Source organism: Mycobacterium sp. shizuoka-1 (genome assembly GCF_002723835.1).
GTDB lineage: Bacteria > Actinomycetota > Actinomycetes > Mycobacteriales > Mycobacteriaceae > Mycobacterium.
Genome location: NZ_BEWG01000074.1, coordinates 1 through 25,611 on the forward strand (window position 1 = coordinate 1; position 25,611 = coordinate 25,611).

General features: G+C 68.0%; 8 protein-coding genes. 5 read left to right on the plus strand and 3 right to left on the minus strand.

Annotation, left to right across the window (positions count from 1 at the left end):
- A partial coding sequence (locus MSZK_RS33500; protein WP_199203423.1) for a hypothetical protein occupies positions 1-2,307 on the plus strand: 2,307 nt, incomplete at its 5' end.
- A gap of 445 nt (positions 2,308-2,752) precedes the next feature.
- Here MSZK_RS33500 and MSZK_RS32435 read toward each other — a convergent pair.
- Positions 2,753-3,076 (minus strand): hypothetical protein, encoded by a 324-nt coding sequence (locus MSZK_RS32435; protein WP_158230609.1) that lies wholly within the window; start codon positions 3,074-3,076, stop codon positions 2,753-2,755.
- A gap of 13 nt (positions 3,077-3,089) precedes the next feature.
- Here MSZK_RS32435 and MSZK_RS33505 point away from each other — a divergent pair, with 13 nt between their 5' ends.
- Positions 3,090-3,941 carry a PGRS repeat-containing protein gene (locus tag MSZK_RS33505; protein ID WP_158230610.1) on the plus strand — a complete coding sequence of 284 codons (852 nt, stop codon included), beginning with the start codon at positions 3,090-3,092 and terminating at the stop codon, positions 3,939-3,941.
- 2 nt (positions 3,942-3,943) lie between these two features.
- Here the strand turns inward: MSZK_RS33505 and MSZK_RS20895 are convergent, their stop codons facing one another.
- Entirely contained in the window at positions 3,944-5,710 is a 1,767-nt protein-coding gene (locus tag MSZK_RS20895; RefSeq protein ID WP_099250523.1) for an AMP-binding protein, read from the minus strand.
- A gap of 305 nt (positions 5,711-6,015) precedes the next feature.
- Here MSZK_RS20895 and pks2 point away from each other — a divergent pair, with 305 nt between their 5' ends.
- From pks2 to MSZK_RS20910, 3 genes are all read left to right on the plus strand, one after another.
- Positions 6,016-12,288, plus strand: a complete 6,273-nt coding sequence (gene pks2 / locus MSZK_RS20900) for a type I polyketide synthase (RefSeq protein WP_099250524.1) — start codon at positions 6,016-6,018, stop codon at positions 12,286-12,288.
- A gap of 73 nt (positions 12,289-12,361) precedes the next feature.
- A complete protein-coding gene (locus MSZK_RS20905; protein WP_099250525.1) occupies positions 12,362-13,036 on the plus strand; it encodes an isoprenylcysteine carboxylmethyltransferase family protein in 675 nt (224 codons plus the stop codon).
- Between the two features lie 48 nt (positions 13,037-13,084).
- A complete protein-coding gene (locus MSZK_RS20910) occupies positions 13,085-14,035 on the plus strand; it encodes a metal-dependent hydrolase (protein ID WP_102869264.1) in 951 nt (316 codons plus the stop codon).
- 7 nt (positions 14,036-14,042) lie between these two features.
- Here MSZK_RS20910 and MSZK_RS20915 read toward each other — a convergent pair.
- Positions 14,043-25,611, minus strand: an 11,569-nt coding sequence (locus tag MSZK_RS20915) for a non-ribosomal peptide synthetase (protein WP_099250526.1), incomplete at its 5' end; no start/stop codon positions are given.

The following is a 25,611-nucleotide window of genomic DNA, read 5'->3' on the forward strand; positions in this document are numbered from 1 at the left end:
GGCCAAGGCGGTACCGGCGGCAACGGCGGCGGCAAGGGCGGCAACGGCGGAGTGGGCGGCCTCGCCGGTAACGGCGGAGACGGCGGCACCAACACCGGCAACGCCGGTGGCGCCGGCGGCGACGGTGGCCAAGGCGGAACCGGCGGTAAGGCCGGAGCCGCAGGCGTCGGCGGTTCCGGCGGCGGCGCGAACGGCACCGCAGGCAGCGCAGGCGACGGCGGCGACGGCGGCAACGGGGGTGGCGGCGGAACGGGCGCAGCCGGAACGACGGCGACAGCGGGCAGCCAAGGTGGTGCGGCAGGCGCCGGCGGAGACGGCGGCAGCGGCGGCGCAGGCAGTGGCGGAGTCGGGGGCGGCAAGGGCGGCAACGGCGGCATCGGCGGTCTCGGCGGTCTCGGCGGTGCCGGCGGCAGCAACACCGGAACCACCGGCGGCGCGGGCGCCGCCGGCGGGCAAGGTGGAACCGGCGGAAAGGCCGGTGCCGCAGGCACAGGCGGTGTCGGCGGCGGCGCGAACGGCAGCAACGGCACTGCCGGCGCCGGCGGTGGCGGCGGGGCCGGCGGCGCCGGTGGAACTGGTAGCGCCGGAACGACAGGAACGACGCCGACGGCAGGCGGGGCCGGCGGCAATGCCGGATCGGGCGGCACCGGCGGCACCGGCGGCGCCGGTATCGGCGGCGTGGGTGGCGGCGCAGGAGGCCAAGGTGGTGTCGGTGGCACGGGGGGTGCCGGCGGCACCGGCGGCACCAACACCACTGCGGGCGGCAATGGGTCTGCCGGCGGCAAGGGCGGCACCGGCGGCAACGCAGGTGCGGCCGGCGCAGGCGGCGCAGGCGGTGGCGCGACCGGCGCCATCGGCGCGGCCGGAGCCGGCGGGACCGGCGGCAACGGCGGTGCCGGTGGCACCGGTACGACCGGTACGACGGGCACGACCCCCACCGCAGGCGGGGCCGGCGGCAACGGCGGCACCGCCGGTCAGGGCGGCACCGGCGGAGCCGGCATCGGCGCAAGCGGTGGCGGGGCCGGCGGCAAGGGTGGTATCGGCGGTTCCGGCGGCACCGGCGGAGCCGGCGGCACGAATACCACCGCGGGTGGTGCGGGCCAGGTCGGTGGCAAGGGCGGCTCGGGCGGCACCGCCGGCGCGGCAGGTGTGGGCGGTACCGGCGGGGGCGCGGCCGGCAGCATCGGCACCGGCGGCAACGGCGGCAACGGCGGCAACGGCGGTGCTGGCGGCACGGGTACGACAGGCACCAGCGGTGGCGCGCCCACCGCTGGTGGCACCGGCGGCACCGGCGGTGCGGCGGGCGCCGGCGGCGCCGGCGGAAACGGCATCGGCGGAATCGGCGGCGGAGCCGGTGGCAACGGTGGAACCGGCGGCACGGGCGGCACCGGCGGGGCCGGCGGCAGCAACACCGGCAACAACGGCGGCAACGCGGCGGCCGGCGGCAGCGGCGGCACTGCGGGTGCCGGCGGCGCGGCCGGTGCGGGGACCAATGGCGGCGCCAACGGAACGGGCGGCACCGGCGGGCTCGGCGGAAACGGCGGCAACGGCGGTACCGGTGACATCGGCACGAACAGCTTCACCGCACCAGTGGTGGGCGGCAACGGCGGTCAAGGCGGAACAGCCGGCCAGGGCGGTGCCGGCGGCGCCGGTATCGCAGGTGTCGGAGGCGGATCCGGCGGCACCGGCGGCACCGGCGGGACCGGTGGCACCGGCGGCAGAGGCGGCAACGGCACCGGCGCCAACACCGCCGGCGCCAAGGGCGGCAACGGCGGCCAGGGCGGTCAGGGCGGGCTCGGGGGCAACGGCACCGACGGCGGCTCGGGCGGTGCCGGTGGCAACGCGAACACCGCGGGCAAGGGCGGTAACGGCGGCACCGGCAATGGCACAGGGGCCGGTGGCGGTGGCGGAACCGGAGGCACCGCCGCCGTCGGCGGAGCCGGTGGCAATGCCGGAGGCGGCAACGGCTCCGGCGGAAACGGCGGAACGGGCGGAACCGGCGGAACAGGAGGAACCGGCGGCGCTGGGACCGGTGCCGCCGGGACTGGCGGAACCGGCGGAGGCGGCCCAACCGGCGGCACCGGCGGAACGGGTGGAAACGGCAGCGGCAGCGGTAGCGGCGGAACCGGCGGCACCGGCGGTGGCGGTGGTGGTGGCGGCACCGGCGGCAGCGGTAAGGCCGGCACCAGTGCCGGCAAGGGCGGGACCGGCGGAGGCGCGGGCAACACCGGCAACGGCCCCAGCGGAACCACCGGTGGCACCGGCGGCACCGGCGGCACTGCGGGCACCGGCGGCGCGGGCGGGTAAACCGGGCAGCTCGAGCAGCGAGGACGGTGCCAAACAAAAGCGCTCAGCGGAAACGCAGCCGCCGGCCGGCATCCCGAATCTCGTCGTAGTGCGACCTCGTGAGGTGTGACCGGCTGCGCATCGCGCATTGCTACCATGTGACGCCTGAGCATCGGCGAGCATGGGAGCAAACCATGGCTGCACGGCACCGGGCGACCAACGGGGCGCGTTCCCAGCAGCGGCGCAGCACTTCCCGCCATCGCACACAGCGGCCTTACAGCAAAGCCTCGATCTGGCTCGGAACAAGTGCTCTGACCGTCGGCCTCTGCGCGTCGCTGGCGGGTGCCTCGGGAGTCGCTCACGCGGACTCCGCGGCGGACTCCGCATCATCGAGTCACAGCGGCGCCGGCCCGAAGGTGGGAAATACCGGGCGTTCCACATCGTCGAAGAGATCGCCCGGCACTCCTCAGGCGGAAGCCCCCGACCGCGTGAACACCCCCCGATCGTCGACCAGGCCCAGGGCAACCGGTTCGGCGCGCGCCGTCGGCGCCCGCCCTGCCGCCGCGGCCGCTGAAGAGAACCAGACGACCACCACGGATTCGGTGCCACCGATCCAGCAGTCCGGTACGGCGGGGTCGGCCAGATCCACCGTAGCGGTGGCGTCATCGACCGCGGCGGACTCCCCGGCCACCCCGCCGAACCTGACGATCACCGACGTGATCGGCGCCATCGTTGCGTACGCCCAGTCCGCCGGGGGGCCGAATCCATTCCCCATCAGCCTCTCGGACATCGTCACCGCAATTGTGACCAACGAGTGGCAGGGCCGCCCGCTCATCGGCAACGGCACCAATGGCACGGCCGACAGCCCGGACGGACAATCCGGCGGCTGGCTGCTGGGCAGTGGCGGCAAAGGGTATTCGTGGACCGACGCGACCTGCGCCGACAGCGCAGGCTGTGTCGGCGGCAACGGCGGGGCTGGCGGGCTGATCGGCAATGGCGGCAACGGCGGCAGCGGCGCCAACGGCGGAGCGGGCGGCAATGGCGGCTCGGCACTCTTGTTCGGCGCGGGGGGAAGCGGCGGGGCCGGCGGAGCCAATGCCGGAGGGGTCGGTGGAAACGGCGGCGCGGGTGGGACCGGTGGGCTGATCGGCGGAAGCGGTGGCGACGGCGGCACGGGCGGTGACGGTGCCACCGGCGGCAACGGCGGTGCGGGCGGCTCGGTGATCAGCTTCGGCTTCGGCTACTTCGCCGGCGCGTACCACCCGGGCAGCGTCGTCGCCGGGGACGGTGGAGCGGGTGGCACCGGGACGAACGGGGCGGGCGGCGATGGCGGAGCAGGCGGTACCGCCGACCTCGCAGGCGACCCCACCTGGGACTACCTACTGTCGGTCATCACCCAGGTCCTCGGATACTCCGCCCCGGGCGCCGCCGTCGGCGGAACGGGCGGAGCCGGCGGGGACGGCACCACGACCGGCGGTGCGGGCGGCGTTGGTGGCCTCGCCTACAACTACAGCCTCGGAAACTCCGTGGGCGGCAACGGCGGAAGCGGCGGCGACGGCAGCACGGCAGGCGGTGCCGGCGGCACTGGTGGAACAGCTTGGGCGGCAAACGGTTCCGCCGTCAACGGCAGCGACGGCAACAACGGGACGCCGTAGGTTCAGCCGTCCAGACGGGCGAACAGCTTGCGCTGGTACAGATCCACCGAAGCCTGTCGTCGCAGTTTGCCGCTGGTCGTGACGGGGATCGATCCGGGAGCCACCGGAACGACGTCAGCAGCCGCGATACCGTGCACGTTCGAGATCGCCGCGGTGACCTCCCGCTTGACCGTCTCGATGTTCTGCTTGGCTTCCTCGTCGGAGTCGCCCCGCTTGCGGACCTCCATCACGACGACCAGTTTCTCCACCGTGTCGTCGGGGACCGCGACCGCGACGCACCGGCCCTTGGTGATTTCGGTGACCGTCGCCTCGATGTCGTCCGGCGCGTGGTTTCGGCCGTAGATGATCAGGAGGTCCTTGATGCGGCCGACCACGAAAAGTTCGCCGTCGGAAATGAAGCCGACATCGCCGGTCCGCAGCCATGGCCCTTCTGGCGTACCCTCCGACGGCCGGACAATCCTGCCGCCGAATGTGCGCGCGGTCTCCTCGGGCTTCTCCCAGTAGCCGGCGCTGACGTTGTCTCCGTGGCACCAGATCTCGCCGGTTTTACCCTCCGGAACCTCGGTGCACGTCTCCGGGTCCACGATCCGCAGGACTGGCGAGCGCGGGCTGATAGGCCCGTCGTAGCTGACCAACGCCGTGCCGTCCGTTCCAGCGCAGCGCTTGGCCTCGCCGGCGGTCAGGGCATCGGTGTCGAAGTAGACAACTTTGATCGGATCTTCCGGCCTGGGAGTCGACATATACAGGGTGGCCTCGGCCATCCCGTAGGACGGCTGGATCACCGTCTCACTCAGATTGAAGCGGGCGAAACGGTCGGTGAAGCGCTTGATCGTCACAGGCTGAACCCGCTCGGCGCCGCTCTGGATGGTATGAACGCCGCCGAGGTCGAGCCCGGCCATGTCTTCGTCGGAGGTCTTGCGCGTCGCCAAATCGAACGCGAAGTTCGGCGCTGCGGTGAATGCGCACGGGTTGGTCGCCAGCAATTGCATCCAGCGCGCAGGCCGGACCAAGAACGACGTCGGGCTGGTCAGCACGGCGCTGGTGCCCAACACGATCGGCGAGCACACACCCAGGATCAATCCCAAGTCGTGGAAGAACGGCAGCCACGACACAAACGTCAGGTCAGGGGGCGTGACGCCCGCATGCCGCGAGTAGTCGGTGGTGATCTGTTGCAGATTGGTGAAGAGGTTTGTGTAGGAGATCATCACGCCGGCCGGCGACCGGGTCGAGCCGGAGGTGTACTGCAGATAGGCGGTGGCGTGGGGATCGTCGTGCTCGTACATCGCGGGCGCCCCGGGCCGCGGAGGTGCATCCAGATCGAGCCGATCGACCTCGATGATGGTCGGCGGCGCCTGCCCGGGCATCGGGACGATGCTGCGGCTCACCTCGGCCACCACCGCCGAAGTCGTGAAGACAGCGACCGGCGATGCGTCGCGCATCACCGAATCGACTCGCTCGTCGGTCACGCCCCCCATCGGAACCGAGAGCGGAACCGGGATCACACCCGCGTGCAGCGCCCCCAGGAACGCGACGATGTACTCCAGGCTTTGCGGCGCGATGATCATCGCGCGGTCCCCGGGTGACGCGCAGGCGCTGAGCTCGCGAGCAAAGTTCGACACCCGCCGATACAACTGCGGCCATGTCAGGCTGACCGGGACGCCGCCCCATTCCTGGTCGTAGTCCATGAAGGTGTACGCAACGTCATCCGGCTGCAGGCTGGCGCGCTCACGCAATAGAGCCGGAATCGATGCCTCAATCGCCTGTGTCACGCGAAGCAAGCTACCAAAAGGCCCGCGGACGACGTTTCCGAACACCGAAGTTGAGTGACGCTTTCGTCAACGGCGGTCCGGAGGGCCGAGTGGGACTGGACCTGTGCACTTACCTGCGAATCAAGCAAACTGGACCCGCGGCGCAGCGTCTGCGTCAATAATCGACTTACCTGGGGTCGGGAAACCTTGATGAGCGAACAGCGATCCGAACTGCAGATTCGTTGGCGTGAGAAGACAGGATGGTCTGATTCGGTGCGATCGATGATCGGGCAGGCGGCTCGAGCCCCGCACAACCCCCGGCAGTTATGAGCACCACAAAGACCACACCGGTCGCGGTCATCGGCATCGCTTGCCGACTCCCGGGCGGCATCGGTTCGCCCGAGCAGTTGTGGGACGCGCTGTGCAGCGGCAGTGACCTGGTCACCGAGGTCCCCCGCGATCGATGGGACAGCGACGAGTTGTACGACCCCGAGGCGGATGTCCCGGGCCGGTCCGCGTCGAAGTGGGGGGCGTTCCTCGATGACGTCGCCGGCTTCGATTCCGAGTTCTTCGAAATCAATGAGCGCGAGGCCGCCGCGCTCGATCCCCAACACCGGCTGCTGTTGGAAACCGCCTGGGAGGCCATGGAACACGCCGGGCTCACCCCGGACGTGATGCGAGACTCGCGCACCGGCGTGTTCACCGGCCTCACCCATTCCGACTATCAACTGGTGTCGGCGGAGACCGACGCGATGGAAGGGCCCTACGGCTTCTCCGGCAACACCTTCAGCATGGCGTCGGGGCGCATCGCCTACACCCTCGGACTGCATGGTCCTGCGATGGCCGTCGACAGCGCCTGTTCCTCGGGGTTGCTCGCGGTGCACATGGGATGTCGCAGCCTGTGCGAGGGTGAAAGCGACCTCGCCCTGGCGGGCGGCGCCTATGTGATGCTGGACCCGCGCAAGTTCGTCGCGGGTACGGCGGCGGGCCATCTGTCTCCAACAGGACGCTGTCGCGCATTCGACGTCGCGGCGGACGGCTACGTCGGCGGTGAGGCGTGCGGGATGGTGCTGCTCAAGCGCCTGCCGGACGCACTCCGCGACGGCGACCGCGTGCTTGCGGTCATCAAAGGCACGGCCGTCAACCAGGACGGCCACACCGTGAACATCTCCACCCCGTCGGTTACCGCCCAGACTGCGGTCTACCGGGCAGCCCTGGCGGCCGCTGGGGTCGACGCCGCCAGCATCGGCATGATCGAGGCGCACGGGCCCGGCACTCCGGTGGGCGATCCCATCGAATACACCAGCTTGAGCGAGGTGTACGGCGTCGACGGCCCCTGCGCGGTGGGATCGGCGAAAACCAACTTCGGCCATTCCCAGTCGGCATCCGGTGTGATCGGCCTGATCAAGGCGGTCCTCGCGCTGCAGCACGGTGTGGTCCCCCGCAGTCTGCACTTCACCCGTCTGCCGGACGATTTGGCCCGCATCTCGACGAATCTGTTTGTGCCCGTTGACAACACCGAGTGGCCGACCGGTCTGCACCCGCGCCGCGCGGCGGTGTCGTCCTACGGAGTCTCGGGCACCAATGTTCACGCCATACTGGAGCAGGGTCTCGAGCCGTCCGGTAGGCCGGCCGGGATCGCGGACGACCACGGCATACCCAGTGCACCCCTGCTGTTTGCGCTCTCGTCGACCTCTGCCGAGGAGCTGCGCCGCAGCGCCGGCCGGCTGGCTCACTGGGTACATGCGCATCAGGACGTGGCCTTACCGGATCTGGGGTACACCCTGGCACGTCGACGTGCGCATCGCTCGGTGCGCACCGCCGTCCATGCCGGCAACCATGCCGAGTTGACCAAGGCGCTGCTCGAGGTCGCCGAAGATGATTCCCCGTATCAGGCCACGCTGGCGAATGACGACCGTGGACCGGTATGGGTGTTCTCCGGGCAGGGGGCCCAATGGCCTCGGATGGGCGCGCAACTGCTGGAGACCGAACCAGTGTTCTCTGCCACCATCGCGCAACTCGAACCCCTGATACACGCCGAGTCCGGGTTTTCGGTCACCGCCGCGATCACCGCACCGGAAGTGGTGACCGGCGACGCCCAACTGCAGCCGGCGATATTCGCGATGCAAGTTGCGCTGGCCGCCGCCATGAAGGCGTACGGCGCACGTCCGAGTGCGGTCATCGGATATTCGATGGGTGAGGTCGCGGCAGCCGTGGTCTCCGGCGCACTGTCGGTCGAAGATGGTGTGCGAGTGATCTGCCGGCGCTCACGGCTGATGGCGGGCATCGCCGGTTCCGGAATCATGGCGTCGGTCGAGCTGCCTGCCAAGCAGGTGCTTTCCGAGTTGACGCTCGGCGGCATCAAGGACGTGGTCGTCGGCGTGGTCGCCTCGCCGGAGTCCACGGTGATCAGCGGCGCGGCAGAGACTGTTCGCGAGCTCATGGCGGGCTGGGAACAGCGCGACGTCATGGTCCGCCAATCCGTGATCGATGTCGCGGCGCATTCTCCCCTGGTGGATCCGATCCTTGATGATCTCGCGCAGTCGCTCGGCGAGGTCAAGGCGCTGACACCGGAGATTCCGTACTACTCCGCGACCGGCTTCGATCCGCGCGAGGAACCGGTCTGCAACAACAAGTACTGGGTGCGCAACTTGCGCAACACGGTGCGGTTTGCCGCCGCGGTACGGGCGGCGCTGGAGGACGGGTATCGGGTGTTCGCCGAGCTTGGACCGCACCCGATGCTCACGCACACGATCGAGCGAAGCGCCGAGAGCGTGGACGCGCCGGTCGCCGCCTTCGCCAGCATGCGGCGGGAGCAGGTGCTGCCGCATGGGCTGCGCGGTGTGGTCGCCGATCTGCACAGTGCCGGCGCCGCGATCGACTTCTCCTCTCTGTACCCAGACGGGCTCCTGGTCGACGCGCCGCTGCCGACCTGGGCACGGCACCGGCTGTGGCTCGATCACACCGACCAGGAATCCGCGACACATGGCGGCTACACCGTATCGGTGCACCCACTGCTGGGCCCGCACGTGCGGTTGCCGGAGGAGCCCGAACGCCACGTCTGGCAGGCCGAACTCGGCACGGTCGCCCAACCCTGGCTTGCCGACCACACCATCCGCCACGTGGCGGTGCTCCCCGGTGCCGCGTACTGCGAAATGGCCTTGGCAGCTGCACATACCGTGCTCGGCGAGGCTGCCGAAGTTCGTGACATCCGCTTCGAGCAGGCGTTGTTGCTCGACGAGCAGACCACCGTCGGCGCCTCGGCATCGATGTCGTCACCCGGCGTTGCCGACTTCCTCGTGGAATCCGACGACGGCAGCCGACAAACCCGACAAGCCAGCGCAGTGCTGCGTACCACCGACGACGAACAACTCGCCGGGTACGACATTGCCGACCTTCTCGCCGACCATCCGGTTCGCACGGATGGCGTCGAGGTACGAAACAGACTTGAACAGGTCGGCATTGAATACGGACCCGCATTCCTGGGTCTAGGAACCATTCACACCTGTGAGTCCGGCAGCACCGTTGTGGCCGAGATTGCGCTGCCCCGCCAGATCCGCACGCAACAAGACTCCTACGGCGTGCACCCGGCACTTCTGGATGCCTGCTTCCAAGCGGTCGCCGCCACCTCACACGCCCAGGTCGATGTGCTGGGACTTCCACTGGGGGCGCACCGATTACGCTCCTTCGGGTCTACCCGCAATGCCCACTATTGCTACGTCCACGTCACCGAGGCCGACGCCACCGGCATCGAGGCCGATCTCGACCTACTCGACCAGCATGGGACTGTCCTGCTCAGGGTGGAGGGGTTGCGCTGCGGCACTGCCGAATCCGAGCAGGACCAACAAGCTCGGATGCTTGCCGAGCGATTGCTGACCGTAGAGTGGCAACAGCGCGCGTTGCCCGAAACGCCACATACCGACGCCGGAACCTGGCTGCTGATCAGCACCACTGCCACCGCGGACCCGACCTGCGCGGCGCTTGGCGACATCCTGAAACGTCAAGGTGCGCAGTGCAACACCATATGCTGGCCACCCAACGCCGACCACCGCTCCAGCGCCGAGAATCTGGCCGAGCAGCTGCGTTCTGAAAAAGTCACCGGGGCGGTGATTCTCACCGGACCGAAGACTGCCGACACCGACGACCAAGCCATCCGGCTAGGCCGAGACTACGTCCAACACATGACCCGCATCACCCGCGAACTGGTCCAGACCTCTGGTCACATCCCGCAGCTGTTCGTCGTGACCCGCAGCGCCCAGTCGGTTCTGCCCGTTGACGTGTTGAACCTGGAACAGGGTGGGCTGCGGGGCTTGGTGCGGGTGATCAGCGCCGAGCATCCCCATCTGCACGCGACCCAGATCGACGTCGACGACACCGCCGACGCCGAGCAGTTGGCCGCGCAGCTGCTGAGTGGCTCCAAAGAAGACGAGACAGCCTGGCGTGACGGCGCCTGGTTCACGGCGCGGATGCGACCGAGCCCGTTGCGGCCCGACGAACGGCAGATCGTCCTCGCCGACAACGACTCCGACGGAATGCGATTACACGTCCGCACCCCGGGCGATCTGGAGACACTCGAACTGGTGGTCAGCGAACGGGTCTCACCCGGACCGGGGCAGATCGAGGTCGCCGTCGGCGTATCCAGCATCAACTTTGCCGATGTGCTGGTGTCGATGGGTCTGTTTCCGGCCATCGACGGGGGCTTGCCCGAGCTGGGCATGGATTTCGCCGGTGTGGTCACCTCGGTCGGCCCCGATGTCGTCGACCATAAGGTCGGCGATCGGGTCGGCGGCTTCTCCGCGAACGGGTGTTGGGGCACATTTGTCACCTGCGACGCTCGGCTGGCCGCCCCGCTCCCACCCAGCTTGACCGATCACCAGGCGGTGGCAGTGGCGACCGCCACCGCGACAGCCTGGTACAGCCTGCACGATCAAGCCCGGATCGCTGCGGGCGACCGGGTGCTGATTCACTCGGCGACCGGCGGCGTCGGTCAGGCTGCGATCGGCGTCGCCCGCGCCGCGGGTGCCGAGATCTTCGCAACTGCGGGTAGCGAAGATCGCCGGCAGATGTTGCGAGACATGGGGATTGAGCACGTCTACGATTCCCGCAGCACCGATTTCGCCGAGCAGATCCGCCGCGACACCGACGGCTACGGCGTGGACATCGTGCTCAATTCCCTGACCGGCGCGGCCCAGCGCGCCGGATTCGAACTGTTGGCCACCGGGGGACGATTCGTCGAGATCGGCAAGCGCGACGTCTACGGCAACACCCGGTTGGGATTGTTCCCCTTCCGGCGCAATCTCACGTTCTACTACGTGGACCTGGCATTGATGTCGATCACCCACCCCCAGCGGGTCGGCGAGTTGCTGCGCACCGTCTACCGGCTTGTGGCAGACGGCGCGCTGCCGCCCGCCAACCACACCGCGTATCCGCTCGCCGAGGCCGCCACCGCGATCCGGGTGATGGGAGCGGCCCAACACACCGGCAAGCTCCTGCTCGAGATCCCCCGCTCCGGGCGCAGCAGCGCGGTGGTACCGCCGGAGCGGGCCAAGGCGTTTCGCCACGACGGCGCATACCTGGTCACCGGCGGCCTCGGCGGCCTGGGTCTGTTCCTCGCCGAGAAGATGGCCGTTGCCGGCTGTGGACGGATCGTGCTGACATCCCGCTCACAGCCGACACTCAAGGCTCTGGAGACGATCGAACTGATTCGGGCGATGGGCGCCGACGTCGTCGTGCACTGTGGCGACATCAGTGATCCCAGCACCGCACAGCGGATGGTGGAGGCCGCCACCGCCACCGGGTTGCCGGTACGCGGTGTGCTGCATGCTGCGGCCGTGATCGAGGATGCCACGCTGGCCAGCATCACCGATGACATCATCGAGCATGACTGGGCGCCAAAGGTTTACGGTGCATGGAACCTGCATGCCGCCACCTCCGGTCAACCATTGGACTGGTTCTGTTCGTTCTCGTCGGCGTCCGCGCTGGTGGGATCGCCCGGGCAGGGCGCTTACGCCGCGGCCAACAGCTGGCTGGATGCCTTCACCCGCTGGCGGCGGAGTCAGGGCCTGCCGGGCACCGCGATCGCCTGGGGACCCTGGAGCCAGATCGGGCGCGCCACGGACCTCGCCGAGAGCACCGGCGCGGCCATCGCCCCGGACGAGGGCGCCTACGCGCTCGACGTGCTGCTGCGTCACGATCGCGCGTACACGGCCTATGCGCCGATCACCGGCAACACTTGGTTGACCGCCTTCGCTCAGCGCAGCCCCTTCGCCGAATCCTTCGTCGCTGTCGGGGAAACACTGGTCGGCACGAGCAAACTACATGCGGAACTCAGCGAGCTGCCGCGTGCCGAATGGCCCAATCGGTTGCGGCGCCTGATCTCCGATCAGGTGAGCCTCATCCTGCGCCGCAACATCGAGCCCGACCGGCCGCTTTCCGAGTACGGGGTCGACTCACTGGGCGCCCTGGAACTGAGGACCCGGCTCGAGGCGGAAACGGGTGTGCGGCTGACCGCCGGCGACCTCGCCGTCGGCACCATTCGCGGCTTGGCGGAGCTGCTCTGCGAAAAGCTGGCACCGACGAGTAGTGATACGCCGGCCTAGCCCCGATGTGTGACACCCGGTGCCGAGGCAAGAACATCGGCATGCGGTACGGGAAAGAAGATGTGGGAGGATCGTGAACGCCGTTTTGAGAGTGTCCGCGTTGGGACTTGGCCAGCTTGTCGTGATCGGATTGCTGGTGTTCTTGTCGGCGGGCACATTCGACTACTGGCAGGCGTGGGTGTTCCTGTCGATGTTCGCCGTGACGGCCTGGATACCCAGCATCTACCTGCAGATCACGAATCCCGTTGCCCTGGAACGACGCATGCGCAGCGGCCCGATCGCAGAAGGCCGGGCGATTCAGAAAGTCGTCATGATCGGCCTCTACGGGTCGCTGGCGGCGATATGTGTGGTCAGCGGTCTGGACCATCGCTTCGGCTGGTCGTCGGTGCCGGCGGCGCTCTGCGTGATCGGCAGTCTTGTGGCGGGCGCCGGCTTCGCGGTGGCGGTCGTTGTGGCCGTCCAGAACATCTATGCGTCCACCACCGTCCAGGTGGAATCGGGCCAGAAGGTCGTCAGCACCGGCCTGTATGGGGTGGTACGGCATCCCATGTACACCGGCAACGTACTCATCCTGGTGGGTCTGCCCCTTGCCCTCGGCTCGTTCTGGGCCCTTGCCTTTGTCATGCCCGGCGTGGCGGTGCTCGCCGCGCGTATCCACGACGAGGAGAAGCTACTGGACCGGGAACTCGCCGGGTACCGGGAATACACCCAGCAGGTCCGCTCGCGGCTCATTCCGTACATGTGGTGACGGTGATTGGTCGAGGTCGTCAGTTCGAGAAAGCAGGGTGCAATTCCGGTGACTGATCTGCAAGTGCGCAAGATGCGATTCGCGTTCGCCGACCACCCCGTTCCGTTCATCTGGAACGAATCCGACCCCGCGTTCTCCTGCGCAGCCAACATGCTGTCGTTCCTGTTCCTCGCCGTCGAGAAGATGATCAGCGCAACGGTCCACGAGGCTCTGCCCACGATCACCGATCCGGCAGTCGCCGAAGAGGCTCTGGCGTTCGTCCGTCAAGAGGGCCAGCACAGCATGGCCCATCGACAGCACGCCAAGGCGCTGATCAAGGGATACCCGGCACTGCAGGAGACCCTCGACGACGTGATGGCGGCCTATGACGATCTGACCGAGAGCACGCCGCTGAAGTACCGCTTGGCCTACATTGCCGATCTGGAGGCCACTTTCACCCCGACCTTCACGATGATGCTCAACAACGCCGACACCCTGTTCGAACCGGGTGACGATCGCGTGGCGTCGTTGTTCATCTGGCATTTCGTCGAAGAGATGGAGCACCGCAGCTCGGCGCTGATCATCTACAACGCCGTCGTCGGTGATCCGTGGTATCGCATGAAGGTGGCGCCGTCAGTCTTCCAGCACGGCGGTGAAGTGATGGTGACGGCCACCAGAGGGTTCAACAAGCACATTCCGCTTGAGGAGCGGAAGGTCGACGCCACCTCCATGTTCGGCAGCCCCGGACTGAAAGCGACGCTGGCGCAGAAGTTTCCGCTTCTGCAGAAGTACCGCCGGTTCGACATCCCCGATTACGGGCCGATCCAGAAGTTCTATCCGCACATCCCGCTGCGGGAGCAGGCGGTCGCGGCATTGGGCGTGCTGCGCAGTCAGATCCCCGGCCACAACCCCGCCAAGCAGAAGCTGCCCTCGCTGGCAACAGAATGGCTCGCCCGCTACGAGGCCGGCTACGACGTCACCCACTGGTACACCGCGGAGAGCCGGGCCTCGAACAGCTAGCGCGGGTTCAGTGCTTCGGCCCCACCTGTTGGCCCAACGCTCGCACCGTCGGCATGTGGTAGAAGGTGGGCAGGTCGATCGGGACGTCGACGACGGCATTGATCGCGGCGACCGCTCGCATCGCCGACAACGAATCCCCACCGAGATCGAAGAACGAGTCGTCCACCCCCACCCGCTCTACTCCCAACACCTGGCCGTAAATGCCGCACAACGTCTGTTCGGTGTCGGTGATCGGCGCACTGTAGTCGCGGTGGTGCGATGACGATGCGACCCGCCGCGGCCGGCGGTCCCACTCGCCCAACGGCGTGAGCAGCCGGCTGGAATCTTCGGCCATGGCAGCCAGTGCCCGGTCGAGTTGGTCGAGCAATCGCTCAATACTGTTGTCGTCGAATACATCCGTCCGGTATTGGATGCGCAGGTCCAGCTCAGCGCCCGGCACGACTTGCACAGTGAGCGGGTAGTGGTAGTAGTCGCGGCTGTTGACGTCGGCAACTGCCAGTCCGTCCGCACCCGACAGCAGTGACGGGTCGGTGGGATAGTTCTCGTAGACGAAGACGGTATCGAAAAGTCGATGCTGACCAGCTACCCGATGAATCTCGTTGAGCCCCAGATACTCGTGGTCGAGGGTTCGGCTTCGCCCGTCTTGCAGCTTGTCGAGCAGATCAGCGACGGTGGTGTCGGGCGGGACATTCACCCGCATCGGCACCGTGTTGATCAACAAGCCCACCATCGAGTCGGCGCCGGCCACCTCGGCTTGCCGCCCTGCGACCACGACACCGAAGGCGATGTCGCGGCTGCCGGTCATCGCCATCAGCAGCTGTGCCCACGCGGCCTGCAACACCGTACTCACGGTGGTGTGGCGGTTACGCGCCAGCTCGTTCAAGGCCTCCGTGGTCGCCTCCGAAACCCGCAGCGAAGTAACGTTTCGCGGGCCCACCCCCAAGTCGTCGGGGCCGACCAGGGTCGGTGTCGCGAAGCCCGACAGAGCGTCTCGCCAGGCCGCCCGAGCCGCTGGCAGGTCACGATCGGCCAGCCAGCTGATGAACCTGCGATACGGAACTGCGGCGGGCAGGCGTTGTCCGTAGTATTCGCCGAACACTTCGGCCAGCAGTACCGAGACCGACCAGCCGTCGAGCAGGATGTGGTGATTGGTCAGCACAAGCCGATGCCGATCTGGGGCGATGCGGATCAACGCCGCCCGGAAGGCGCTCTGATCAGCCAGATCACACACCGCGCTGCGCTCGGCCGCACACAGTAGCTCGATCTGCCGCTCCCGGTCCTCGGCCGCACGACTGAGGTCGACCCATTGCCACGGGACCTGCGGATCCGCCGGGATCACCTGGACCGGCTCCTCAAATCCGTCACAGAACCGTGCCGCCAGGTTGGGATGGCGTTGGACCGCGGCATGCACGGCCTCCCGCAAGCGGTACCGGTCGAGCCTGCCGGTCAGCGTGACGCCCATCTGTACGGCGTAGACGTCGTCACCGGAACTGTGAGCGACCTTGGCGTGGAACAGCAGTCCCTGCTGCAGCGGAGTCAGCGGAAGGATGTCGGCGACCTCATGCGATTGGCACAGGTCGTCGATCTGTCGCTGGGTCAGGTGCGCGGGCGCGACATCGGAGGGTGTCAGTCCCCCGCCGCCGCCGTGCACGTGTGCGCAGATACCGGCGAGCGCGTCGAACCACAGCTCGGACAGGCGGCTGACCTGGGCGTGGTCCAGCGCGGAGAGCGCCCACGTCCAGCCGGCGCGCAGGCGCGGGCCATCCGCGGTTTCCACAGTGCCGGCGTTGAGTTCGACGGTGTGCATCAGCGGCATCGGGACGCTCGCCGCGGCACCGGTGACCTTCCAGCCGTCCTCGCGGATCTCCCAGAAGTCCCCGGACAGCTGGCCGCCACCGCCGCTCATCCGACCCAGATAGTTGAACCCGATCGTCGGGTCGGCGCCGGCCAGATCGACATCGCTGTTGAGGTAGCGCAGCAGACCGTAGGTCAAGCCGTCCGGCAGGGCCCGAAGCTGCTCTTTGGCATCCTTGATGATCGGCCCCAAGCCCAGATCGCCGGCGAGCACCTGCTCCCAGTCCAGCCCACCCACCGAGAGCGCAACCGGATACTTGGTGGTGAACCACCCCACGGTGCGCGAGAGGTCGACGTCGGCCACCTCTTCCTGGCGCCCGTGTCCCTCGGCATCGATGACCACCGGTGACCCTGTGGTGCCCAAGAATTCGGTCAACGCCAGCCCGAACGCGATCAGCAGAACGTCGTTGATTCCCGCGTGGAACGCTGCCGGAACCTCACCGAGAAGCATCCTGGTGGTCTCGGGGTCCAGTTCCACCGACAGGCTGCCGGCGTTGGCGTAGGTGTCGACCGAAGGCACAACGGCCGGCAGCGGCGCAGGCACCGCCACGATGTCCCGCCAGCGTTGCGCTTCGCCCACGACGTCCGGGTGATGAGCATGGTCGGCCAGGATCGACGCCCACCTGGCAAACGACGTTCGCGGTGCCGGCAATTCGACCTGCTGGCCACCGTGCAGCTGCGCCCAGGCAAGGTTGAAGTCTTCCAACAAGATTCGCCATGAGACGCCGTCGACGGACAGGTGGTGCACGATCATCAGCAGCTGACCGGTCGGGACTGCCCACAGCGCGCTCACCATCGCACCGGTTGCCGGGTTCAGCCGCGAACGGGCTTTGGCCACGGCGTCATCGGTCAACGCGTCGACGGTGTGCAGGCAGGTCCGGGCGTCCACCGATCCGGGCTCGGGCACGGTGATCGACCACCCCCCGGCGTCGTCATCCTCCACGCGCAACCGCAACATCGCGTGCCGATCCAGCACCGCCTGCAGCACGACCAGCACGTCGTCCTCGGTCACACCGACCGGCGCCTGAATCAACACGGCCTGGTTGAACTGATCAACGGGCCCCGGGACGTCGTGCAACCACCGCATGATCGGGGTCGCCAGCAGCGGACCGACACCCTCGTCGACGGCATCGTGGTCGCCGTCGGCGATCGTCGCGACCCGGGCCAGCCCGGCCACCGTCTGCTCGACGAAAATGTCACGCGGCCGGCACAATACGCCGGCGGCACGCGCCCGGGCGACCACTTGCATCGACAGAATGCTGTCACCGCCGAGTTCGAAGAATGATTCGTCGACGCCGACCCGATCCAGCCCGAGGACCTGTGCGTAGATTCCGGCCAGGATCTCCTCGACCGCGTCCGACGGCGCGCGATAGGAATCGACATCCTGGTAATCCGGCGCCGGCAGCGCGCGGGTATCCAGCTTGCCGTTGACCGTCAGCGGCAGCGCCGCGATGGCCACCACCGCCGACGGGACCATGTACGACGGCAGCCGATCACCCAGTGCAGCGCGGGCGGCGGCCGCGTCGACATCGCCGGTCACGTACCCCACGAGGCGCTTGTCACCGGGGCGGTCTTCGCGAGCGATCACCACGGCCTGTTCGACACCGTCGACTTCGCTGAGCGCCGCCTGGATCTCGCCGAGTTCGATTCGGTACCCGCGGATCTTGACCTGCTCGTCGGAGCGGCCCATGTAGCGCAGTTCGCCGTCGGGACCCCACGCCATCAGATCGCCGGTGCGATACATTCGCGCCCCGGGCTCGCCGAATGGACAGGCCACGAAACGCGTCGCGGACAACCCTGCCCGGCCGATGTATCCATCGGCGACGCCGGCCCCGGCCACGTACAGCTCACCGACCACACCGGTCGGTACCGGGCGCAACAGGGTGTCGAGCACGAAGAACCCGAGATGCCCAAGCGGCACCCCGATGGGGCTCACGGCGCTGTCCGCGTCCTCGGCCACGATCTCCCGGAACGACGCGTGCACCGTCGTCTCCGTGATGCCGTACATGTTGATCAAGCGCGGCGCACCTGCCGGATGATGCTCCAACCAGGACCGCATGCGTTGCGGCTCAAGAGCTTCGCCACCGAACACGACGGCCTCGAGTTTCAGCTGGGCGCCAAGCTCAGGATTCGCGGCATCGGCCGTCTGCAGTGCATAGAACGCCGACGGAGTCTGGCTCAAGACCCCGACCTGTTCAGAAACCAGCAGGGCGTGCAGATCTTCTGGCGAGCGCACCACCGCATCAGGCACCACGACCACGCGGCCGCCGTAGAGCAGCGCACCCCAGATCTCCCACACCGAGAAGTCGAACGCCAGGGAATGGCACTGCGACCAAGCCAGCCCGGCCATGTCCATGTCGGCATCCAACGTCTGCAGCAGACGTATCACGTTGCGATGCGGGATCGCTACGCCCTTGGGCGTTCCGGTGGTTCCCGAGGTGTAGATGATGTAAGCGGTGTCGTCGGGGTGCACGGCCCCCGGCGCGGGCAAGGCTGCGCCCGGATCGACCGCGGGTGCGATCAGGTCCAGCACATCGATGACCGCGAGCCCGTGGCCTTCGAGCATTTCCGCCAGTTCCGCGGTGGTGATCGCCGCAACCGGCCGGGCATCGCCGAGCACGAACTGTCGACGCTGCTCGGGCACCGCTGGATCGATGGGCACATAGGTGGCCCCCGTCTTGACCACCGCCACCATGGCCACGATCGCATCGGCCGACCGCGGCAGCAGCAGGGCCACTCGCTGCCCGGGCCCGGCCCCGCGACCGGTCAACACGCGTGCCGCCCGATCGGTCACCTCGTCCAGCTCGCGGTAGGTCACCGACACGCCCTCGAAGGTGACGGCGACCGCGTCGGGTGTGCGGGCGGCCTGAGCGGTGAACATCGAGGCGATCGAGTCCGCGCTGCGCACTGTCTGGGTCAGCACGGCGCGGTTGCCGATCTGGTCGAGTCGGGTGTGTTCGGCCGCATCCAGAACATCCACCGTCGACATCCGTCGGGTCGGATCGCTGGTCAGCTCAGCCAGCACCCGCTCCAGCCGGTCGACCAGGTTCTGGATGCTGGGCGCGTCGAACACGTCGGTGCGGAACTCGACGCCGCCGCCGATGCCCGCCGGCTCCCCGGCCTCATCCCAGCGCTCGGCAAGGTTGAAGGTGAGGTCCATCCGAGCCGTCTCGGTGTCGACCGCCATCGGCTCCACCTGCAGATCGCCCAGGGACAACCCCGCGGCATCGCTGGCCTGCCAACCAAAGTTCTGCCATGCCAACACCACTTGCACCAGTGGGTGATGAGCCATGCTGCGGGTCGGCTTGAGCCGTTCGACCAACACCTCGAACGGCACATCCTGATGCTCGTAGGCGGACAGGCTGCGTCGACGCACCTGGGCCAACACGTCGGCGAAGGTAGGATTTCCGGCCAGGTCGACGCGCAGCACCAGCGTGTTGACGAAGAATCCGACGAGCTCATCCAGTGCGGTATCACCGCGTCCGGCTATCGGAAAGCCCACCGCCACATCGTTGTTGGCGGACAGGTTCGAGAGCAACACGGCCAATGCGGCCTGAACCACCATGAAGCTGGTGGCATTGTGCTGGCGCGCCACTTGGGCGACCTGCTGCTGCAGGTCGGCCGGCCACTGCACGTCCAACCGGGCACCGCGGTAATCGGCAACCATCGGGTAGGGCCGATCGGTGGGCAACTGCAACTGTTCGGGCATCCCGGCCAGCGTGTCTTCCCAGTACGTCAGCTCGGCGGAAATGCGGCTCTCGGGGTCGGACAGATCGCCGAGCCGCGCACGCTGCCACAGCGTGTAGTCCACATATTGCACCGACAGATCGGCCCAGCCGGGGGCCTCGCCCGCCGACCGACTGGCGTAGGCGACGCCCAGATCTCGCACCAGCGGTGCGACCGACCAGCCGTCTGCAGCGATATGGTGCACCACCGCCACAAGCACGTGTTCGTCACCGGCGATACGGAAAAGTCGTGCCTGCATCGGTATTTCGTTCGCCAGATCGAACGTGTACCGCGTTGCGGTCTCGATGGCGTCAGCCAGCTCGGCGTCCGACCACGCGGTGGCGTCGATCACGGCCCAGCCGAAGTCGGCAACCTCGGTGGGCACGACGAGCTGCTGCGGCACACCCTCGGCCGCGGGGAAGCGGGTACGCAGGCTCTGTTGGTGGTCCACGACGTCGGCCAGGGCGGCGCCGAGCGCGTCGGCATCCAGCTCGCCCCGCAGCCGCAACGCCACCGGCAGGTTGTAGATCGGCGATGGGCCCTGCAGCTGATCGACGATCCATAGCCGGTTCTGGGCGAAAGACAGCGGCAGCACGTCCGGCCTGGGGCGCGCCACGAGTGGCTCGGAACGAGCATCGTCTCCAGAGATGCGGGGAGCCAATTGCGCGACTGTGGGGGTCTCGAACAGGGCACGTACCGCCAAGCCGGACCCGAGGCTGTTGTTCACCGCCGAGATGAGCCGCATCGCCGACAGCGAATCCCCGCCGAGGTCGAAGAACGAGTCGTCCACCCCGACGCGGTCGGCGCCGAGAACCTGCGCGAAGATTCCGGCCAGGATCTCCTCGGTGGGAGTGCTTGGAGCGCGGTAGTTTTCAGCGTCGTGGTAATCGGGCGCCGGCAAGGCTCGGCGATCGAGTTTGCCGCTGACGGTCAGTGGCAGGGCCGACAGTTCCAGCACCGCGGCCGGAACCATGTAGGCAGGCAGCCGCTCGGCAAGCGCGACCCGGACCTTGACCGGATCAGCCGTGCCGGTGAAGTAGCCGACCAGACGTGGGTCGCCTGGACGGTCCTCGCGGGCGATCACCACCGCCTGGTCGACGCCGTCGAGCCCGGCGAGCACCGCCTGAACCTCCCCGGGTTCGATTCGATACCCGCGGATCTTGACCTGCTCATCGGCACGTCCGAGGTACTGCAGTTGTCCATCCGCACGCCAGCGCACCAGGTCGCCGGTGCGGTACATGCGCCTTCCGGGTTGGCCGAATGGGCAGGCAACAAACCGGGAGGCGGTCAAGCCGGTGCGGCCGATGTATCCGACGCCGACCCCGTACCCGGCCACATACAGCTCACCGACCACCCCCTCCGGAACCGGTCGCAGCCGCTCATCGAGGACGAACGCCGCCACGGTCGGCGGTGGCGCACCGATCGGCACCTCGGCTCCCACCACCAGTGGCTCGCTCATCGACGCATACACGGTGACTTCGGTGGGGCCATAGGCGTTGATCACCACTCTGCCCGGCGCCCACTGTTCGACCACTTCGGGCGGGCAGGCTTCACCGCCGAGGAGCAGCGCCACCGACTCCAACCCCTGGGGGCGTAGCGCGGCGACCGCCGACGGGGTCTGGGTCAACACGTTGACCTTCTCGTCGACCAACAACGCGTGGAAGTCATCCGGTGAGCGGACGACAGCTTCCGGTACGACCACCAGCCGGCCACCGCCGAGCAAGGCCGCCCAGATCTCCCACACCGAGAAATCGAAGGCGTACGAGTGACATTGGGTCCATACCTGGTCGGCAGGCAGATCAGGATGCGCCGAGGCTGCGATGTGCGCGAGGTTGCGGTGGCTCAGCGCAACGCCTTTGGGAGTGCCGGTGGTGCCCGAGGTGTAGATGAGATACGCGATGTTGTCCGGGTCCGGCGGGGCGAGCGGGGTACTGGGCTGGTGAGCGACGTCCACGTCATCGATGTCGATGATCGCGATGTTGTGGCCATGCAGTCGCGACCGCAGGGTCTCGGTGGTGACGACCGCGACAGGTTTGGCGTCGGTGAGCATGAACTCGATGCGGGCCTCGGGCAGCGCGGGATCGATCGCCACGTAGGCGGCACCAACCTTCAGCGCCGCCAGCATGACGACGACGGCTTCCGCCGACCGATTAAGCAGCAGCGCCAGGCAGTCGCCGGCACCGACCCCACGGCTGGACAGTACGTGCGCGTAGCGGTTTGCCGAGTCCTCCAGATCGCGGTAGGTCATCGACACCGAGCCGGAGGTCAGCGCCACAACCTGGGGACCTCGGGCGACCTGCGCGGCAAACAGCTCCGGAATCGACAGCGCATGGGGCTCGGGCCGGGTCAGCACCGCACGGTTACCCACCTCGTCGAGGCGCGTGTGCTCGGCCGCGTCGAGGACATCGATCGAGGACGCTCGCTGCGCCGGGTCGGTGGTCATCGCCGCCAACACCCGCTCCAACCGCGCGACCAGTTTCTCTATGCTGGCGGCGTCGAAGACGTCGGTGCGGAATTCCACCATGCCGCCGATCCCGGTCGGCTCGCCCGCGCGGGTCCAGCGTTCGGTCAGTGAGAACGCCAGATCCACTCGGGCAGTGTGGGTGTCGAGCGGGAGTTGGGTTACCTGAAGGTCGCCCAACGCCATCGCGATGTCTTCACTGGTCTCCCCGGGCAGGTTTTGCCAGGCCAACATCACCTGGACCAGTGGATGGTGGTTGAGCGATCGGGTGGGGTTGATCCGCTCTACGACCACTTCGAAGGGCACGTCCTGGTGCTCGTAGGCGGCCAGGCTGCGGGTACGCACCTGAGCCAACAGGTCGGCGACCGTCGGGTCACCGCCGGCGTCGACGCGCAACACCAGGGTGTTGACGAAGAATCCGACCAGCGCGTCGAGGGCAGGATCACGGCGTCCACCGATCGGGAACCCAACGGCCACATCGGAACTCGCACTGAGTTTGCCCAACAGCAGCGCCAGGGCAGCCTGCACGAACATGAAGCTCGTCGCATTGTGCTCGCGGGCCACCGCAGCGATTCGCTGCTGCAACTCCACCGGCCACTGCCACGAGATGGTGGCTCCGTGCTGATCTGCCACCGGCGGGTAAGGCCGGTCGGTCGGCAACTGCAGCCGCTCGGGCATCCCCTCTAGCGCGTCTTGCCAGTACGCCAACTGCGCGGCGATCAGGCTGTTCCCGTCGTCCAGGTCGCCGAACTGGGCGCGCTGCCACAGGGTGTAATCGACGTACTGGACCGGCAATTCGGCCCAGACCGGGTTCAGACCCGCGCTGCGGCATACGTAGGCCACGCCCAGGTCCTGCACCAGCGGGCCCATGGACAGACCGTCGGCAGCGATATGGTGCGCCACCGCCACCACCACATGATCCTGGTCGCTGACCCGGAACAGCCGGGCCCGCATCGGAATCTCGGTGGCCAGGTCGAACGAGTGCAGTGCCACGGCGCCGACGGCATCGTCGAGCTGGGCCGGTGTCCAGTCCGCGGCGTCGACCACGTCCCAGCCGAAATCGGCCTGTTCGGCAGGAACCACCAGCTGCCGAGGCACTCCGTCGGGGGCCGCGAACATCGTGCGGAGGCTCTCGTGACGGCCCACCACATCAGCGAGCGCCGCACCCAGCGCGGCCTCGTTCAACGGACCCTGCAGGCGCAGACCCACCGCCATGTTGTAGGTCGGGGAAGGCCCTTGCAGCTGATCGAGGAACCACAACCGGTTCTGCGAGAACGACAGCGGGATCACCGGTGGCCGCTGCATGGGTACCAGCGGCATCAGCCGGTCTTCTTCCCCGCCGACACGCAACGCCAACTGCGCGACCGCGGGCGCCTCGAACAATGCGCGTACCGAAAGGTGGGTGTTCAGCGCGGCATTGACGGCGGCGATCAGCCGCATCGCCGACAGCGAATCTCCGCCCAGGTCGAAGAACGAGTCGTCCACGCCCACGCGCTTGAGTCCGAGGATTCCGGCGAAGACGCCGACCAGAATCTCCTCGACGGCGGTCGTGGGGGCGCGGTAGGAATCGGCGTCGGAGAACTCCGGCGCGGGCAGCGCTCGTCGGTCGAGCTTGCCGTTGACGGTCAACGGCAATGTGTCGATCACCAGGATCGCCGCCGGCACCATGTAGTCCGGCAGGCGTTCCGCCACCCCAGCACGCAGCGCAGCGGAATCGAGATCAACCGAGGACCCGGTGACATAACCGACGAGCCGCTTGTCACCCGGCCGGTCCTCGCGGGCGATCACCACCGCCTGCTCAACCCCGTCCAGCCCCGCCAACACCGCACGCACCTCACCGAGCTCGATGCGGTACCCGCGGATCTTCACCTGCTCGTCGGCGCGACCCACATAGCGCAACTCGCCATCGGCACCCCACCACACCAGATCCCCGGTGCGATACATGCGATCGCCCGGCGCGCCGAACGGGCAGGCGACGAAGCGTGACGACGACAGCCCAGGACGTCGCCAATAGCCCAAACCGGCCTGCGGCCCAGCCACATACAAGTCACCGACCACGCCGGCCGGCACCGGGCGCAACCACTGGTCCAGGACGAAGAACGCCAGGTCCTCGAGCGGGCCACCCACTGGGCTGACATCACTGCCGGTGTCCCCGCCGACGATCTCGCGGAAGGACGCGTGCACCGTAGTCTCGGTGGTTCCGTACAGGTTCAGCAGCCGCGGGGAGCCGGGGTGGCCGGCCAGCCACGTCCGGAGACGTTGTGGCTCCAGCGCTTCACCCGCGAAGATCACTGCCCGCAGCGTCAGCCGGCGGCTGAGCGCGGGTGCGAGCGCGTCGGCGGTTTGCAGCGCATAGAAAGCCGACGGAGTCTGGGACAGGATGGTGACTCGTTCGTTGGCCAGCAGGGCGTGGAACTCCTCGGGCGCCCGGGCCACCGATTCGGGCACCACGACCAACCGGCCTCCGTAGAGCAACGCACCCCACATCTCGCAGACCGAGACGTCGAACGCCAAGGAATGCCACAGCGACCACACCTGGTCCGCCATATCGATTTTGGTGTCCATGGCCGCGAGTAACTGGGTGACGTTGCGGTGGGTGATGGCGACGCCCTTGGGCACGCCGGTGGTACCCGAGGTGTAGATCAGGTAGGCGATGTCGTCGGGCGCCGGCCCCGGAACCGGCGTGCTGGGCTGATCGTCGACAACGGGGTCATCGGGGTCGATGATGTCCAAGTCCTGGCCGGCCAGCCGCTGTGCCAACTCCGGGTTGGTGATCGCCGCCACCGGCGCAGCGTCATCGAGAACCAGCTGCATCCGCGCCGACGGCGCCGCCGGGTCGATCGGCACGTACGCCGCGCCCGACTTGAGCACCCCCAGAATCGACACGATCGCCTCAGCCGACCGGGGAAGCAGCACCGCCACCCGCTGCCCCGGTCCGATCCCCTTGCCCGCCAACACATTCGCAAACCGATTCGTGACCTCATCCAGCTCTCGGTAGGTCCACGACCGACCCTCGCAGCTCAGGGCGACGGCCTCCGGAACGCGCGCCACCTGCGCGGCGAACAACGCCGGAATCGACACCGACGGCGCCGCCGGCCGGGACAATGCGCCCCGGTTACTCCATCGATCGAGCTGGCCGAGCTCGGCCTCGTCAAGCACACCGATCGTGCACAACGGCACCGTGGGCTGGGCGGTCATCGCCGCCAGGACGCGCTCGAACCGATCGATCAGCGTTTCGACGGCGGCCGCGTCGAACATGTCGGTGTCGTACTCGACGCGCAGGGTCAGCTCGTCACCGGGGATCGCCTGGATCGACAGCGGATAGTGGTTGTACTCGCGATGGGCGAAGTCGGTGACGGTCAATCCGTCGGTGCCAGACAACGTCGCGGCGTCGACCGGATAGTTCTCGTAGACGAAGAACGTGTCGAACAAGTGGTCCTGACCGATGACACGATGTATCTCGCTGAGCGCCAAGTGCTGATGATCCAACGTCAGGGCATGATCATTCTGCAACTGCCCCAGCAGATCCGCCGCC

What these genes read in the sequence shown, in the direction of transcription:
- pks2 (WP_099250524.1), top strand. Translation starts at nt 6,016, where the DNA reads ATGAGCACCACAAAGACCACACCGGTCGCGGTCATCGGCATCGCTTGC.
- MSZK_RS32435 (WP_158230609.1), bottom strand. Translation starts at nt 3,076, where the DNA reads ATGTCCGAGAGGCTGATGGGGAATGGATTCGGCCCCCCGGCGGACTGG.